We start from the raw sequence: 15,647 nt of genomic DNA, 5'->3' as shown, positions 1-15,647 counted from the left end.
GGACACACCGAATGGCACCCCGGGAGTCAGCGCGGGATAAGCGACCGACATAATGTCGGTCGTGGCGACAGCAACGACAGTAGAAACCGGGCACGCGCACCCGTCGGTCAATCGACCGAACCTCACCAGCGTCGGAACCATCATTTGGCTGAGTTCCGAGCTGATGTTCTTCGCGGCCCTCTTCGCGATGTACTTCACCCTGCGGTCGGTGATGGGCGCAGAGCACTGGAAGGAAATGGCTCATGCTCTGAACGTCCCGTTCTCGGCGACGAACACCACCATCCTCGTGCTCTCCTCGGTCACCTGCCAGCTCGGCGTCTTCGCCGCGGAGCGGGGCGACGTGAAGAAGCTCCGCACCTGGTTCGTGGTCACGTTCGTGATGGGTGCGATCTTCATCGGCGGTCAGGTCTACGAGTACACCGAGCTGGTCAAGAAGGACGGCATCTCGCTCTCCTCCGACCCGTACGGCTCGGTGTTCTACCTGACCACCGGCTTCCACGGTCTGCACGTGACGGGGGGTCTCATCGCGTTCCTGTTCGTCCTGGGCAGGACGTACGCGGCCAAGAGGTTCACCCATGAGCAGGCAACCGCAGCCATCGTCGTGTCCTATTACTGGCACTTCGTCGATGTCGTCTGGATCGGCCTCTTCGCCACGATCTACTTGATCAAGTAGCCCGGGCAACGCGCCCGACGCGCACACAGTCCAGAAGCACCGACGCAGAAGATCCTGACACCGGGGTAATCCGTGAAAAAGCTCTCCGCACGACGACGCCATCCGCTGGCGGCGGTCGTCGTCCTACTCTTCGCGCTGGCGGCCACCGGGGGGCTGTACACCGCGTTCGCGCCCGCGGGCAAGGCACAGGCCGACGAAACTTCCCAGTCCCTCGCCATCGAGGAGGGCAAGAAGCTCTACTCCGTCGGCTGTGCCAGCTGCCACGGCACCGGTGGTCAGGGAACCTCCGACGGGCCGCCCCTGGTCGGCGTCGGCTCCGCCGCCGTGGACTTCCAGGTCGGCACCGGCCGGATGCCGGCCCAGCAGCCCGGCCCGCAGGTGCCCAAGAAGAAGGTCATCTACAGCCAGGCCGAGATCGACCAGCTCGCCGCGTACGTGGCGTCCCTCGGAGCCGGTCCGATCACGCCGACCAAGGAGCAGTACAGCGCCTCCGACGCGAGCGTCGCCTCCGGCGGCGAGCTGTTCCGCACCAACTGTGCCCAGTGCCACAACTTCACCGGCAAGGGTGGCGCGCTGACTCACGGCAAGTCCGCACCCAGCCTGGAGGGCGTGGATCCCAAGCACATCTACGAGGCCATGCAGACCGGCCCGCAGAGCATGCCCTCCTTCCCCGACACCACGATGCCGGAGCAGCAGAAGAAGGACATCATCGCCTACGTCAAGGCGGTGAACGGGGACGATACCGAGAGCCCTGGCGGTCTCGAACTGGGCGGCCTCGGCCCCGTCAGTGAGGGGCTGTTCGCCTGGATCTTCGGTCTCGGTGTTCTGATCGCGGCTGCCGTCTGGGTCGCTGCCCACACCGCTAAGGCCAAGAAGTCATGAGTAGCCAAGAAGAGATCTCACAAGAGAACCTGCCGAGCGAGCAGGACGCCGCGCACGGCGCGGTGCTGACCAAGGACGACCCGTTCGCCGACCCGGGCCTGCCGGCGCACCAGCCGCGCAAGCAGGACATCGACGAGCGGTCGGCCAAGCGGTCCGAGCGCATGGTCGCGATCCTGTTCCTGGTGTCGATGCTCGCGACGGTGGCGTTCATCGCCTCGTTCGTGGCGTTCCCGGTCGACAAGAGCGTCTTTGTCTTCCCGCTCGGCCACGTCAGCATCCTGCACCTCTCGCTGGGTGTGACGCTGGCCGTGGCGCTGTTCTGCATCGGCGCGGGCGCGGTCCACTGGGCCCGCACGCTGATGTCGGACGTCGAGGTGGCGGACGACCGTCACCCGATCGAGGCGCCGCCGGAGGTCAAGCAGAAGGTCCTCGCGGACTTCGCCGCGGGCGCGGCCGAGTCCGGCTTCGGCCGGCGCAAGCTGATCCGCAACACGATGTTCGGCGCGCTCGCGCTGGTGCCGCTCTCCGGTGTGGTGCTCCTGCGCGACCTGGGCCCGCTGCCCGAGAAGAAGCTCAGGTCCACGCTGTGGGCCAAGGGCAAGCAGCTCATCAACATGAACACGCATGAGCCGCTGCGTCCCGAGGACGTCGTGGTGGGGTCGCTGACCTTCGCCATGCCCGAGGGGCTCTCGGAGCACGACGAGAACTTCCAGAGCGAGATCGCCAAGGCCGCCCTGATGATCATCCGGATCCAGCCGGACGAGATCAAGGACAAGCGCGAGCTGGAGTGGTCCCACCAGGGGATCGTGGCCTTCTCGAAGATCTGCACCCATGTCGGCTGCCCGATCAGCCTGTACGAGCAGCAGACGCACCACGCGCTCTGCCCGTGCCACCAGTCCACCTTCGATCTCTCCGACGGCGCCCGCGTCATCTTCGGCCCGGCCGGTCACCCCCTCCCGCAGCTGCGGATCGGTGTGAACGCGGACGGAAACCTTGAGGCGCTCGGCGACTTCGACGAGCCCGTCGGCCCTGCCTTCTGGGAGCGCGGATGAGTACCACGACCGCTACAGACGAGAAAAGCCGCAAGGCGCCCGCCGGTGAGCGGGTCGCCGACTGGGCGGACGGCCGGCTGGGGATCTACTCCCTCGCCAAGGCCAACATGCGGAAGATCTTCCCGGACCACTGGTCCTTCATGCTCGGGGAGATCTGCCTCTACAGCTTCATCATCATCATCCTCACGGGTGTGTATCTGACGCTGTTCTTCCACCCGTCGATGAACGAGGTGGAGTACCACGGCAGTTACGTCCCGCTCCAGGGCGTGCTGATGTCGGAGGCGTACGCCTCGACGCTGGACATCAGCTTCGACATCCGCGGTGGTCTGCTGATCCGGCAGATCCACCACTGGGCCGCGCTGATCTTCCTCGCGGCGATGATGGTCCACATGATGCGCGTCTTCTTCACGGGCGCGTTCCGCAAGCCGCGCGAGATCAACTGGCTGTTCGGCTTCCTGCTGTTCGTGCTGGGCATGTTCACCGGGTTCACCGGTTACTCGCTCCCCGACGACCTGCTCTCCGGTACGGGTGTGCGCTTCACCCAGGGCGCGATCCTGTCCGTGCCGATCGTGGGTACGTACATCTCGATGTTCCTGTTCGGCGGCGAGTTCCCCGGCGGCGACTTCGTGGCCCGGTTCTACTCGGTCCACATCCTGCTGCTGCCCGGCATCATGCTCGGGCTGGTCGTGGCCCACCTGATCCTGGTCTTCTACCACAAGCACACGCAGTTCGCGGGTCCCGGCCGGACCAACAACAACGTCGTGGGCATGCCGCTGCTGCCGATCTACATGGCGAAGGCCGGCGGGTTCTTCTTCCTGGTCTTCGGTCTGATCTCGCTGGTCGCGGCGATCGCCACGATCAACCCGATCTGGGCGCTCGGTCCTTACCGTCCCGACCAGGTGTCCACCGGCGCCCAGCCCGACTGGTACATGGGGATGCCGGAAGGGCTCGTCCGGGCCATGCCCGGGTGGGAGATCAACGTCGCGGGCCACACCCTCGTCCTGGGTGTCTTCATCCCGCTGATGATCCTGCCACTGGTCCTCGGCTCGATCGCGGTCTATCCGTTCATCGAGTCCTGGGTCACCGGGGACAAGCGTGAGCACCACCTCCTGGACCGCCCGCGCAACGTACCGACGCGTACGGCCTTCGGCGTGGCCTGGCTGGTGTGGTACTTCGTGCTGCTGGCGGGTGGTGGGAACGACCTCCTGGCCACCCACTTCCATCTGTCGATCAACACGATCACCTGGTTCGTGCGCATCGCGTTCTTCGTCGCGCCGGTCCTCGCGTTCGTCGTCACCAAGCGGATCTGCATCGGCCTTCAGCGGCGCGACGCGGAGAAGGTCCTGCACGGACGCGAGTCCGGTGTCATCAAGCGGCTGCCGCACGGTGAGTTCATCGAGGTGCACGCCCCGCTCGACCAGGCGGCGCTGCACAAGCTCACCGCGCACGAGCAGTACACGCCCGCCGAGATCGGCCCGACGGTCGACGAGAACGGTGTGGAGCGCAAGGTGTCGCCCGTCGAGAAGCTCAGGGTCAAGCTGAGCAAGGGCTACTACGGCGAGGGCAACCAGCTGCCGAAGCCCACCGCGGAGGAGTACCAGGAGATCCAGAGCGGCCACGGCCACCACTGATCCCACCCGGCCTCGGCGAGGTCGCCACCACCGAGGGCCCCGGCCCGGTCTCCCCGCGAGGGGGCCGGCCGGGGCCCTCGGCGTTCCCCGCCCGGCGCGCGGAGCCTGTCCGCAGTGCGGGCGGTCGTCCTACGGGCCGGGCGCACGCCGATAGGCTTCTCCCGGGCCCCCGCAGGGGCCCGGTACCCGTCCCGGACCCCAGGAGCGAGCGATGAGCGCTGTTACCCCCGTCGGAGGCGACACCGTGGCGGCACTCACCTGGCCGGGCGTACTGGACACGCTGCTCAACGGCGTCGACCAGAGCGCCGACGCCACCGCCTGGGCGATGGACCGGATCATGAGCGGCGCGGCCACCGACGCGCAGATCGCCGGATTCGTGGTGGCACTGCGGGCCAAGGGCGAGACGGTCGCCGAGATCAGCGGTCTCGTACGGGCGATGTACGAGCACGCCAGGGTCATAGAGGTGCCCGGCAGGACCGTCGACATCGTCGGCACCGGCGGCGACGGCGCCAAGACCGTGAACATCTCCACCATGTCCTCGATCGTGGTCGCGGGCACCGGAGCGAAGGTCGTCAAGCACGGCAGCCGGGCCGCGTCCTCGGCGAGCGGCGCCTCGGACGTCCTGGAGAAGCTCGGCGTCAATCTGGAGCTGTCCCCCGAGCGGGTCGCCCGGGTCGCGGAGGAGGCGGGCATCACCTTCTGCTTCGCGGTGAAGTTCCACCCCGCCCTGCGCCGCGTGGCCGCCGCGCGCGGCGAGATGGGTATCCGTACGGTCTTCAACTTCCTGGGGCCGCTCACCAACCCCGCGAAGGTGCGGGCCCAGGCGACGGGTGTCGCGGATGCCCGGATGGCGCCGATCATGGCGGGCGTGCTGGCCGAGCGGGGCTCCTCCGCCCTGGTCTTCCGGGGCGACGACGGGCTCGACGAGCTGACCACCACCGCGACCTCCCGGGTCTGGGTCGTCCGGGACGGCGCCGTCACCGAGCAGTCCTTCGACCCGCGCGACATCGGTCTGTCCCTGGTGCCGGTCGAGGCCCTGCGCGGCGCGGACGCCTCGTACAACGCGGATGTGGCCCGCAGGCTGCTGGCCGGCGAGACCGGCCCGGTACGGGAGGCCGTACTGCTCAACTCGGCGGCGGCGCTGGTCGCGCTGGACCCGACGGACGATCCGCTGGAGCTCCAGCTGTCGGCGGGGATCGCGCGGGCGGCGGAGTCGATCGACTCGGGCGCGGCGGGCCGGGCGCTGGCGCGCTGGGTCGAGGCCAGCAACGCCTGACGGCGGCGGCTGCGACAGGGGGCGGGCGCCGGTCGGCGCCCGCCCTTGTCCCGTATCGCGGACACCTGTTGGGCGGCGCGGCACGCTGTGCCATAATTTCGCCCAAGGTCATGAGTGACAGCGATTTAGGCCCCGGCTCGCTGTCCGGCAACCCTCCGTCCGTGGCGGGGTGCCCCGGGTGAAGACCAGGCCGTAGGCAGCGAGGTCTACGGCAAGCGCGGACCCCTCGCACCTTTGGGGTCCTGGTCCTCAAGGGAGCAGTCTCGTGAGCAAGCGAATGCGTTAGGGCTTCCACGCCCCTCTTCAACACCCTCCGCACGGTGTTCTCCGTGTGTCGAGGCATCCCCCGCGTGACCGTCACGGCCCTGCCGTGCCCGCGGGTCCTTGAAGCCGCTTTTCCGCCTTGTCCTGCCGGGAGATATCGCCATGTCCGCATACCCGAACGCCACCGCCACCGTTGCCGCGCAGCCCGCCCGGCCCTCCGACGACCCCGCCTGTGGAGCGCCGCTGCCGGTGCTCGGACGGGATGTGACCGTGCCGCTCGTCACCGGCGGCGAGGTCGTCTACGCGGCCCTGGACTACGCGGCCAGCGCCCCGGCGCTCCAGCGGGTGTGGGACGACGTCGCCGCGTACGCCCCGTACTACGGCAGCGTCCACCGGGGCGCCGGCTATCTCTCGCAGCTGTCCACCGATCTGTTCGAGAACAGCCGCCGCACGGTCGCGGAGTTCCTCGGCTGCCGCGCGGACGACCAGGTGGTCTTCACCCGCTCGACCACGGATTCGCTGAATCTGCTGGCGGCGGCCCTTCCCGAGGGGTGCGAGGTGTTCGTCTTCGAGACGGAGCACCACGCCTCGCTGCTGCCCTGGCGGAACGCCCGGGTGAGCTGTCTCGACGCCCCGCGCACCCCGGCCGGTGCCGTCGCCACCCTGGAGAGCGCGCTCGCCTCGCGCGACTCCCGTGGGCCGGCGCTGGTCTGTGTCACGGGCGCGTCCAATGTGACGGGTGAGCTGTGGCCCGTACGGGAACTGGCCGCCGCCGCGCACCGGCACGGTGCCCGGATCGTGCTCGACGCCGCTCAGCTCGTACCGCACCACGCCGTGGACATCGCCGAGCTGGACGTGGACTGGATCGCCTTCTCCGGGCACAAGCTGTACGCGCCGTTCGGCTCCGGGGTGCTGGCCGGGCGGGCCGACTGGCTCCGGGACGCCGAGCCGTACCTCGCGGGCGGCGGCGCCAGCCGCAAGGTGGCGCGCCGCGCCGACGGCGGGGTGGACGTGGAGTGGCACGCCACCGCGGCCCGCCACGAGGCCGGTTCGCCCAACGTCATCGGGGTGTACGCGATCGCCTCGGCCTGCAAGGCGCTGGAGGAGGCCGGGTTCGACGCGCTGGCGGCCCGCGAGCAGCGCCTTGTCGCACGGCTGCGCGAGGGGCTCGCCGAGGTGCCCGAGGTGAAGGTGCTCTCGCTGTTCGGGGACGACGCGCCGAGGGTCGGTGTGCTGTCGTTCGTGGTGGAGGGGTGGAACAGCTCGCACTTCGCCGCCGCGCTCTCCGCCGAGTACGGCATCGGGGTGCGGGACGGCCTGTTCTGCGCCCACCCGCTGGTACGGACGCTGCTGGACGGCGACCCGCGGGAGCAGGGGGAGTGCGGCGCGCCGGAGGCCGAGCCGGGCGGGCGCTCGCTGAACGCGATCCGGGTGAGCTTCGGCGCCGGGACGCCGGACGAGCACGTGGAGCGGTTCGTACGGGCGGTGCGCGAGCTGGTCAGCGACGGCGCGCGCTGGAACTACCGCACGGAGGACGGGCGTTGCGTGCCGGACCGGGGAACGGCCGCCGCGTAGGTCCTTCCCGGCCGGCCGGACGCGGCCGGGGGTACGGACCCGGAGGTGCCCGGAGGCGGTCCTACGCGTCGAGCCCGATCGCGAAGGCCGCCTCCAGGTCGTGCTGGGAGTAGGTGCGGAACGCCACGTGCGTGTCGGTGGCCTCCACGCCCGCGATCTTGCTGATCCGGCCGGGGATGACATCCGCCAGATCGTCGTGGTGGGGCACCCGCACCATGGCGATCAGGTCGTAGGTCCCGGTCACCGAGAAGACCTCGCTGACGCTGTCCAGGGCGGCGATGGCCTCGGCGATCTCGGGAATCCGGTCGACGCTGGTCTTGATGAGCACGATCGCGGTGATCACGGTTGGCGTTCTCCCTCGGTGGCCCCGGTCTGTGCGGCCACTCTATCGGTACGCCAGTAGCGCCCCCAGGCGTAGAGGAAGCCCACACCGAAGCCGGCCACATGGGCCAGATAGGCGACCCCGGGCCCCTCGCCCGCGTTCCGGGCGGCCAGCCACTGGAGCGCGAACCAGAAGATCAGCACGATCCACGCGGGGAAGCGCAGGGGCAGGAAGAACAGGAACGGGAAGAGGCTGGTGACGCGGGCCCGCGGAAAGAGATACAGGAAGGCGCCGAGCACACCGGAGATCGCCCCGGAGGCCCCGACCAGGGTCTGGTCCGAGTCGGCGTTGGCCGCCGCGTAGGCGAACAGCGCGAGGTAGCCGGCCGCGAGGTAGAAGAGCAGGAAGGGGACCCGGCCCATCCGCTCCTCGGTCATCGCCCCGAAGACGTGCAGGAAGAGCATGTTGCCGAGCAGATGCAGCCAGCCGCCGTGCACGAACAGCGCGGTGAGCGGGGTGAGCAGGGCGCGCGCCGAGCCGTGCGCCAGCTCGTCCGGGATCACTCCCCACCGTTCGAAATACGCGCTCTGCGCGGCGAGGAGCGCGTCGCCCCTGCCGTGGCCGGCGCCGAGGCCGGACACCGGGCCGATCAGGAAGGCCAGACAGCACAGGACGATCAGCCCGTAGGTCACCACGGGTACGCCGGCCGTCCTCTGCCCTCGCCATGTGATCACCGACAGAGCATGCCGTACCGGACCCTTCGGTACAGAGCGCCTCGCCGCCCCGCGCGGTGCCCGCGAGGCCGTAGGGTTGCGGGGTGTGATCCGCGGTTCGAGGGCGCGCCGCGGGGCACCGCACGAGGGACGACGAAAAGAGGACGACGCGATGGCAACGCTTCCGACGGTTCCGCAGCCGACGGCCACCACCAGGTGGCGGTGCACGCTGTGCGGGAATCTGACCCGCTTCGACGTGACCCGGTCGTCGAAGGCCGTCGAGTACGTCCATCTGGACCTGGCCGGGGAGCCCACGGTCGAGGAGCGCGAGGTGGTCAGTGAGACCATCGAGTCGGTGCGCTGCCGTTGGTGCAACGCGGTGGATCAGATCGAGTTGGTGGACAGGCCGGGCGCGGGTTCCTGAGAGGGAGCGGCCCGAAAGGGGTAGTGGGGTGACGGATCGTGGAGCAGCCCGCGGGCGGTGCTGAGCCGGCCGGTGCGGCCGGTGACGCCGCGGAGACGCTCGACCGCCCGCTTCCCGACGGGGTACGACGCCGGGTCGTGGCGCTCGTCTCGGACGCCTTCGGTGGTCTGACCGTCCCGGAGCTGCCCACCCAGCTGCGGCAGTACGCGCGCTTCACCCCGAACAGACGTGCGAAATTCGCGGGCAACGCGATGGCCGCCGCGCTGGAGGCCGACCCGATCTTCCGGCAGCGGATCGGGGACCGGCTCGCCCAGTCCCAGCCCGAGCTGGCCGCCGCGCTGGAGGCGGGATCGCCGCCCGCCGCCGCCGATCCCGTCGACGTGGCCGCCGCCGCGTATGTGCTCAGACCACCCGGATGGGTGAAGCTGGTGGCCGCCGCGGGTGAGGAGGCCCAGCGGGCGGACGCCGAGCGCGTCGACGAGGAGACCCGGCAGGAGCTGGAGCGGCTGCGCGAGGAGCTGGCCGTCGCCAGGGCGCAGACCAGGAACGACACCGAACGGCTCCGTACCGAGCTGGAGGCGGTCCGTAAAGAGGCCGACGCGCTCCACCGCAAGCTGCGCAGTGCCCAGAGCGACGTCAAGCGCGGCGAGGCCGCCCTGCGCCGTACGAACGCGGAGACCGAGGCGCTCCGCGCGGAGGCCGCCGCCCAGGTGTCGGCGGCCGAGAGCGAGACCCGCCGGATCAGGGCGCGGCTGGCCGAGGCGGAGGCGACGGTGGAAGCGGGCCGCCGGGCCGCCCGCGAGGGCCGCTCGGTCGAGGACATGCGGCTGCGGCTGCTGCTGGACACGGTGCTGGAGTCCGCGCAGGGGCTGCGGCGCGAGCTGGCGCTGCCGCCCGTCACCAGCCGCCCCGCCGACGCCGTCGACGCGGTGGAGCCGGGCCGGATGTCGCCCAAGGATGTGGCGGCGCGGGCGCTGTCCGAGACCGATCCGGCGCTGCTGGACCAGCTGTTGGCGCTGCCGCAGGCGCATCTGCTGGTGGACGGCTACAACGTCACCAAGACCGGCTATCCCACGATGCCGCTGGAGAAGCAGCGGCTGCGGCTGCTCGGCGGGCTCGCCATGCTGGCGGCGCAGACGGGCGCCGAGATGACCTGTGTGTTCGACGGCGCGGAGCTGGCGGCGCCGGTGCTGCTCGCGCCGCCGCGCGGGGTGCGCGTGCTGTTCTCCAAGCCGGGGGTGACGGCGGACGAGCTGATCCGTCAGCTCGTCAGGGCGGAGCCGCCCGGCCGGCCCGTGGTGGTGGTCTCCACCGACCGTGAGGTGGCGGACGGTGTGGCGAAGGCCGGTGCCCGGCCCGTCGCGTCCGCGCTGCTGCTCAGGCGGCTGTCCCGCGTATAAGGGCAGGGGGGAGCGGCGGTCCCGGTCACGGGAAGCGGCTTTCCGGGTACGGCGACGTGGCTTTTCCGGATACAGCGACGTGGCTTTCGTGGGGTCGGGCCCCTTCTGGTCAACTCCTTCGTGGAATGACCGGATTAACCACTCATCGGGATGACGCGCCGCCAAATGTCCATGACGGAGCGTGTGATGTCCTGCTGCATCTGTAAAAACTATGCGTCGTGACTGAGTTTTTTCTTGCAAGGATTTGAACTGATCACAAGTAGGTCACTATGGTCATGGCTCGAACCTTCGCGCGGTTGATCACCCATCCGGGGTGGCAGCGAAGGGACCGCCGATTTCACATCGTTCGCCCCTTTCCTCGGGGTGCCGGACGCGTGGAGCCGGGGCCTGCGTCCCCCACTGGCCCGGTAGGCGGCTGAGGAGAAGGAGCTCGCCTCCGTGGCGTCCCACCGTCGTCCCAAGCCCCCGAGCCGCACCCGGGTGACCGTGCTCACCGCGACCGCCGCCGCCGCCGTCGCGCTGACCGCCAACTCCGCCAACGCCGCACCGACGCCCAGCAAGTCGGAGGTCAAGGAGAAGGTCGACAAGCTCTACGAGGACGCGGAGAAGGCCACCGAGAAGTACACGGGGGCCAAGGAGTCGCAGGAGAAGCTGGAGAAGGAGGTCAGCGCCCTCCAGGACAAGGTGGCGCGCGGCCAGGAAGAGCTGAACGAGCTGCGCGACGGCCTCGGTTCGATCGCCAGCGCCCAGTACCGCACCGGCGGCATCGACCCCGCCGTGCAGCTGTTCCTCTCCTCCGACCCGGACTCCTACCTCGACCAGGCGTCCGCGCTCGACCAGGTCAGCGCCAAGCAGGCCCAGGCGCTCCAGGAGATCCAGTCGAAGCAGCGGTCCCTCGCGCAGGAGCGCAAGGAGGCCCAGTCGAAGGTCGCTGACCTGGCCGACACCCGCAAGGAACTCGGCAAGAAGAAGGACGAGGTCCAGGGCAAGCTCGCCGCCGCGCAGAAGCTGCTCAACACCCTCACCGCGCAGGAGCGCGCCGCCCTCGTCAAGGAGGACGAGCAGCGCGCCAGCCGCTCCGCCTCCAGCGCCGGCGCAGGCGCCGACTCCTCCCGTACCGACCTCGGCAAGTCCGTGCCCGCCTCGCAGCGCGCTTCGGCCGCCTTCGCCGCCGCGCAGGGCAAGATCGGCACCCCGTACGTGTACGGCGCCAGCGGCCCCGGCTCCTTCGACTGCTCCGGGCTGACCTCCTGGGCCTACGCCCAGGCCGGTGTCTCCATACCCCGCACCTCCGAGGCCCAGGCCAACGCCGGCCAGCGCCTCGGCATGAGCCAGCTGCAACAGGGCGACCTGGTCATCTTCTACGGCGACCTGCACCACGTCGGCTTCTACGCCGGCAACGGCCAGGTGCTGCACGCCCCCAAGCCCGGTGCCAACGTGCGCTACGAGGCCATCGGCAACATGCCCTTCCAGTTCGGCGTGCGAATCGGCTGACCCGCCGCCGACACCGCCCATTCGGGCGAAATCCCGCGCCCTTCGCTGACGTCGTGCCCCGCCGATGACCTTGTGGTCTTCGGCGGGGCGCCACTTTGTGTGCGCGGGGCGGTCGTTGGCCGCTCCGTGGTCGCCCCGCTACTGTCTGCTGCGCGCGGCCCCCGGCAAGCGGTCCGCCCGTCGGGCGGCAGGGGGCACGTCCGCGCGTACAGCGGAAGGGAGTTCGGCTTCCCGTGGTGTCCCATCGCCGTCCCACACAGTCAGGACCCGGCCTCGGTGCCCGCGTCGGCGCCGCCACGGTGGTCTCCGCAGCGGCGGCCACCGCGGCGGCGGCGCTCGGCGCCTCCCCGGCGGGAGCCGACCCGCAGCGGGGGCCCGAGGTCACCCGCGCCACGGTCGACCGGCTCTTCGCCGACGCCGAGAAGGCCACCGAGCGCTACAACCGGGCGGACGAGCGCACGCGCCGGCTGCGCGGTCTCGTGGAACGGGCGCAGGACCGCGCGGCGCGCGGCCAGGAAGCCGTCAACAAGATGCGCGGAGCACTCGGTTCGCTCGCCATCGCCCAGTACCGCTCCGGCGGCATGGACCCGGCGCTCGACCTGCTGCTCTCCTCCGACCCCGACGGCTACCTCGACCGGGCCGCCGTCCTCGAACGCGTCGGCCTGCGCCAGACCGGCGCCCTGCGCGAACTGGAGCAGGCCCAGCGGACGCTGGGACGGGTACGGTCCGAAGCCACCCGCGACCTCACCGAGCTGGAACGCAGCAGGGCCGCCGTCGCCCGCCACAAACGCGCCGTCGAGGGCAAGCTCGCCGAGGCGCGCCGGGTACTCGCCGCCCTGCCCACCGCCGAACGCGGGGACTACGGGCGCTCCTCGCGCTCGGACCGTGACGGCGCGGGCGGCTCGCTCCTCCTCGGCGGCCCCGGCGGCGCGGCCTCCTCGGCGCGTGCCGCCGCCGCCGTGCGCGCCGCGCAGAACGCGGTCGGGCGGCCCTACGTCTGGGGCGCCAACGGGCCCTCCGGCTTCGACTGTTCGGGGCTGACCCAGTGGTCGTACGCGCAGGCGGGCGTCGGCCTGCCGCGCACCTCCCAGGCACAGCGCTACGCGGGCCGGCAGGTCCCGCTCTCCCAGGCACTCCCCGGCGACCTGGTCGCCTACCGCGCCGACGCCAGCCACATCGCCATGTACGTGGGCAACGGGCAGGTCATCCACGCCCCCTACCCCGGCGCCCCGGTGCGCTACGACCCGGTCGGCATGATGCCGGTCTCCTCGGTCACCCGGATCTGAGCCGGGCGCCGGCGCCGGTAACGGCCCCCGCGAGCGGCCCGTACGATCAGCCGCATGACGGGCCGGAACGGACAGCACAGGACAGCGGCGCGGTCGCGGCGGCGCGGTGGCCGCCGGGCCGCCGCGACCGCCCTCACCCTCCTGCTGCTGCCCGCCACCGGCTGCGCGGCCCCGGCGAAGGCGCCGCGCGCCGACAGCCCTCGCACCGACAGTCCCCGCACCGACGGCCCCCGCGCCACGGCCACCGCCACCGCCGGGATCGGACGGACCCTCGACCGCCGGGCGACCGCCCTCGCCGACCGCGACGAACACGCTTACCTCGCCGTCCTCGACCCGGAATCCCACGCCCTGCGCGCCTCCGCGCGCGCCGAGTTCGAGAACCTCGCCGAAGTACCCGCCGGCTCCTGGGAGTACCGTCTCACCAGCGTCGAACGCACCGGCGACCGCGCCACCGCGAGCGCCGAGCTGCGCTACCGGATCACCGGCTACGACAGCGCGCCCGTCACCGCCTCCCGCGCCATGCGGCTCACCGAGCACGACGGCCACTGGTACCTCACCGCGGACGAGCCGGGCGCGGGCGGCGCCCAGCAGCTCTGGCAGCAGGGGCCGGTACGGGCCGTACGCGGCGAGCGCAGCCTGGTCCTCGGCGTCGGCCAGGACGAGCGGCGGCTGCGCCGGATCGCGGCCACCGCCGATCTGGCCGTACCCGCCGTCGACGACGCCTGGCCGGGCCGCTGGAGCCGCCGGGTCGTCCTGCTCGTACCGGGCTCGCCGGCGGACATGGCCGCCCTGCTCGGCGAACCCGCCGACACCTACCGCTCCATCGCTGCGGTCACCACCGGCGAGACGGGCCGCACGGGCGCCTCGCCGGCCGACCGGGTCATCGTCAACCCCGAGGCGTACGGCGGACTCGGCGACTTCGGGCAGCGCGTCGTCCTCACCCACGAGACCACCCACGTCGCGACCCGCACCGCCACCAGCGCCGCCACCCCGCTCTGGCTCTCCGAGGGCTTCGCCGATCTCGTCGCGTACCGGGGAACCGGCCGCGGCGCCGGCCGGATCGCCCCCGAACTCCAGCGGGCCGTCCGCGGCGGCGAGGCCCCCGAGACCCTGCCGTCCGACGCGGACTTCGCCTTCGCCGGTGACGCCGACCTGCTGGCCAGGGCGTACGAAAGCGGCTGGCTGGCCTGCGAGATGATCGCCGAGCGGTGGGGCGAGCGGAAGCTGACCGACTTCTACCGCGCGGTGGGCGCGCACGGCCACCGCAAGGGCGCGGTGGCGGCAGCGGCGCACGACGTCCTGGCCACCACGGAGGACGCCCTCACCGAGCGGTGGCGCGCCTTCGTACGGCAGCGGCTCGGCTGATCAGCCCGCCCCGGCCCCGGCCCCGGCCCGCGCCCTCGCCCGCCGGCCGCTCCCGCCGGGGCACCGTCCCCCGCCACAGGACACGGCAGGCGGTCAGCGCCGAGGCGACCAGCAGCCCGTTGCGTACGAACAGCAGCGCGACCCCCACCGGTTCACCCGCCACCACCTGGTCGAACATCAGCGGGAACTCCAGCTGGGTCACCGCCGTCGCGGCCAGCACCAGCCCGGCGGGCAGTGCCATCCGGCTCGCCCCCAGCGTCAGACAGACCGCCGCCAGGCCCACCAGCCAGAGCAGATACTGCGGGCTGATCACCCGGCTCGTCGTGGTGAACAGCAGCACGGCGGCGAACGCCGCGTCGTACACCGTGGCCGCGCCCAGTTCGCGCGCCCGCAGCCGCCACACCAGCAGCCAGCCGAACGCCAGCACCGCCAGGGCCAGCGCCGCCCGGCTGACCAGCGGGACGTACGGCCCGGCGAACTCCACCGAGCCGTAGCTGAACAGCACGCTCCCCTCCCAGCCGAAGTGCCGCGCCACCTGGAAGACCAGCGCGCCCAGCGACTCGACCTCCGTACCCCGGTCGCGCTGGTACGTGAGGAACTCCAGCGCGCCCGGCAGCGCCACCCAGCACAGCGCCGTCACCGCCAGCCCCGTGACCACCGCCGCCGTCCACGACCGCCGGGTCGCCCCGCCGCGCGGCGTGCCCGCCAGCAGCAGCACCGGCCACACCTTCAGCAGCGCGCCGAACCCGGCGAGCGCCCCCATCAGCCTCGGCCGCGCGGCGCCCGCCAGCAGCGCGCCCACCGCGACCGCCGTCACCATCAGGTCGTAGCGCGCGTACGAGGTCGTACCCAGCAGCGGCACCCCCACGACCCACACCCACGCGCCCCGCACCGACCGGCCCCCGCCCCGGCCCGCGCGCAGCAGCAGCCCCAGCACGACCGCGTCGCACAGACACACCAGCACGAAGAACGCGGAGGCGTAGCCGAGGAAGGGCAGCGCTGCGGGCGAGACGACCGCCAGCGCAGCGCCGGGCGGATACTGCCACGTCACGTCGGAGAGCGGATAGGTGCCCGCGCGCAGCACCTCGTACCACCCCTGGTAGATCACCGACACGTCGCTCGTCACATCGGGCCCCGGCAGCGTCACGACCTTGAAGACGCAGAGCAGCAGCGCGGCCCTGGTCAGAGCCCACAGCGCGACCGCGCCCCACGCCGCGCCGCTGCCGCTGTGCCCGGACGCGGTGCCCTCGCTCTGCCCGGCCGCCATGATCACCCGTCTCCGTGTCGTCC

General features: G+C 71.5%; 14 protein-coding genes and 1 riboswitch. Of the genes, 11 read left to right on the top strand and 3 right to left on the bottom strand.

Features of this window, described 5'->3' with window-relative positions; translation table 11 throughout:
- Positions 1 to 52 precede the first annotated feature (52 nt).
- The 6 genes from ACFY6S_RS09115 to ACFY6S_RS09090 all read left to right on the top strand — a co-directional run bounded on the left by ACFY6S_RS09115 (position 53) and on the right by ACFY6S_RS09090 (position 7,353).
- Entirely contained in the window at positions 53 to 673 is a 621-nt protein-coding gene (locus tag ACFY6S_RS09115) for a heme-copper oxidase subunit III (protein WP_388820755.1), read from the top strand.
- Positions 674 to 745: 72 nt separating this feature from the next.
- A complete protein-coding gene (locus tag ACFY6S_RS09110; RefSeq protein WP_388820752.1) occupies positions 746 to 1,555 on the top strand; it encodes a c-type cytochrome in 810 nt (269 codons plus the stop codon).
- On the top strand, positions 1,552 to 2,607 hold the full coding sequence (locus ACFY6S_RS09105) for a Rieske 2Fe-2S domain-containing protein (RefSeq protein ID WP_388820749.1): 1,056 nt from the start codon (positions 1,552 to 1,554) through the stop codon (positions 2,605 to 2,607). The genes ACFY6S_RS09110 and ACFY6S_RS09105 overlap by 4 nt, the downstream gene beginning before the upstream one ends.
- Entirely contained in the window at positions 2,604 to 4,238 is a 1,635-nt protein-coding gene (locus ACFY6S_RS09100) for a cytochrome bc complex cytochrome b subunit (RefSeq protein WP_388820746.1), read from the top strand. The genes ACFY6S_RS09105 and ACFY6S_RS09100 overlap by 4 nt, the downstream gene beginning before the upstream one ends.
- Before the next feature lie 211 nt (positions 4,239 to 4,449).
- Complete coding sequence (gene trpD, locus ACFY6S_RS09095; RefSeq protein WP_388820743.1) at positions 4,450 to 5,514, top strand: anthranilate phosphoribosyltransferase; 1,065 nt, start codon at positions 4,450 to 4,452, stop codon at positions 5,512 to 5,514.
- Between the two features lie 106 nt (positions 5,515 to 5,620).
- Positions 5,621 to 5,738, top strand: a riboswitch (SAM riboswitch).
- A gap of 202 nt (positions 5,739 to 5,940) precedes the next feature.
- Entirely contained in the window at positions 5,941 to 7,353 is a 1,413-nt protein-coding gene (locus ACFY6S_RS09090; protein ID WP_388820740.1) for an aminotransferase class V-fold PLP-dependent enzyme, read from the top strand.
- A 61-nt stretch (positions 7,354 to 7,414) separates the two neighbouring features.
- Here the strand turns inward: ACFY6S_RS09090 and ACFY6S_RS09085 are convergent, their stop codons facing one another.
- Both ACFY6S_RS09085 and ACFY6S_RS09080 read right to left on the bottom strand, forming a co-directional pair.
- Positions 7,415 to 7,696, bottom strand: a complete 282-nt coding sequence (locus ACFY6S_RS09085; protein WP_388820737.1) for an Lrp/AsnC family transcriptional regulator — start codon at positions 7,694 to 7,696, stop codon at positions 7,415 to 7,417.
- Positions 7,693 to 8,409 carry a rhomboid family intramembrane serine protease gene (locus tag ACFY6S_RS09080; protein ID WP_388820734.1) on the bottom strand — a complete coding sequence of 239 codons (717 nt, stop codon included), beginning with the start codon at positions 8,407 to 8,409 and terminating at the stop codon, positions 7,693 to 7,695. Before ACFY6S_RS09080 ends, ACFY6S_RS09085 begins: the two co-directional genes overlap by 4 nt.
- Positions 8,410 to 8,560: 151 nt before the next feature.
- Between ACFY6S_RS09080 and ACFY6S_RS09075 the strand changes: the two genes are divergently transcribed.
- The 5 genes from ACFY6S_RS09075 (at position 8,561) to ACFY6S_RS09055 (ending at position 14,357) form a co-directional block, all read left to right on the top strand.
- Positions 8,561 to 8,812, top strand: a complete 252-nt coding sequence (locus ACFY6S_RS09075) for a hypothetical protein (RefSeq protein ID WP_329069089.1) — start codon at positions 8,561 to 8,563, stop codon at positions 8,810 to 8,812.
- A gap of 38 nt (positions 8,813 to 8,850) precedes the next feature.
- On the top strand, positions 8,851 to 10,212 hold the full coding sequence (locus ACFY6S_RS09070; RefSeq protein ID WP_388820730.1) for an NYN domain-containing protein: 1,362 nt from the start codon (positions 8,851 to 8,853) through the stop codon (positions 10,210 to 10,212).
- Between the two features lie 438 nt (positions 10,213 to 10,650).
- Positions 10,651 to 11,706, top strand: coding sequence for an NlpC/P60 family protein (locus ACFY6S_RS09065; RefSeq protein WP_388820727.1), 1,056 nt, complete (start codon positions 10,651 to 10,653; stop codon positions 11,704 to 11,706).
- Between the two features lie 233 nt (positions 11,707 to 11,939).
- The gene (locus ACFY6S_RS09060) at positions 11,940 to 12,992 is read left to right on the top strand and encodes an NlpC/P60 family protein (protein ID WP_388820724.1); all 1,053 of its coding nucleotides are present in this window, start codon (positions 11,940 to 11,942) and stop codon (positions 12,990 to 12,992) included.
- A gap of 54 nt (positions 12,993 to 13,046) precedes the next feature.
- Complete coding sequence (locus ACFY6S_RS09055) at positions 13,047 to 14,357, top strand: hypothetical protein (protein WP_388820721.1); 1,311 nt, start codon at positions 13,047 to 13,049, stop codon at positions 14,355 to 14,357.
- Here ACFY6S_RS09055 and ACFY6S_RS09050 read toward each other — a convergent pair.
- A complete protein-coding gene (locus ACFY6S_RS09050; RefSeq protein WP_388820717.1) occupies positions 14,314 to 15,624 on the bottom strand; it encodes a glycosyltransferase 87 family protein in 1,311 nt (436 codons plus the stop codon). The two genes, ACFY6S_RS09055 and ACFY6S_RS09050, sit on opposite strands and share 44 nt — an antisense overlap.
- Positions 15,625 to 15,647: the final 23 nt, after the last annotated feature.

The sequence above is a fragment of the Streptomyces sp. NPDC012835 genome (assembly GCF_042900885.1).
Lineage (GTDB): Bacteria > Actinomycetota > Actinomycetes > Streptomycetales > Streptomycetaceae > Streptomyces.
The sequence above is the reverse complement of the archived record's forward strand: the minus strand, read 5'-3'. Positions and strand labels throughout refer to the sequence as shown.

Coding starts and splice junctions, on each gene's coding strand:
- ACFY6S_RS09115 (WP_388820755.1), top strand. CDS start 53: ATGTCGGTCGTGGCGACAGCAACGACAGTAGAAACCGGGCACGCGCAC.
- ACFY6S_RS09105 (WP_388820749.1), top strand. CDS start 1,552: ATGAGTAGCCAAGAAGAGATCTCACAAGAGAACCTGCCGAGCGAGCAG.
- ACFY6S_RS09100 (WP_388820746.1), top strand. CDS start 2,604: ATGAGTACCACGACCGCTACAGACGAGAAAAGCCGCAAGGCGCCCGCC.
- trpD (WP_388820743.1), top strand. CDS start 4,450: ATGAGCGCTGTTACCCCCGTCGGAGGCGACACCGTGGCGGCACTCACC.
- ACFY6S_RS09090 (WP_388820740.1), top strand. CDS start 5,941: ATGTCCGCATACCCGAACGCCACCGCCACCGTTGCCGCGCAGCCCGCC.
- ACFY6S_RS09075 (WP_329069089.1), top strand. CDS start 8,561: ATGGCAACGCTTCCGACGGTTCCGCAGCCGACGGCCACCACCAGGTGG.
- ACFY6S_RS09055 (WP_388820721.1), top strand. CDS start 13,047: ATGACGGGCCGGAACGGACAGCACAGGACAGCGGCGCGGTCGCGGCGG.
- ACFY6S_RS09050 (WP_388820717.1), bottom strand. CDS start 15,624: ATGGCGGCCGGGCAGAGCGAGGGCACCGCGTCCGGGCACAGCGGCAGC.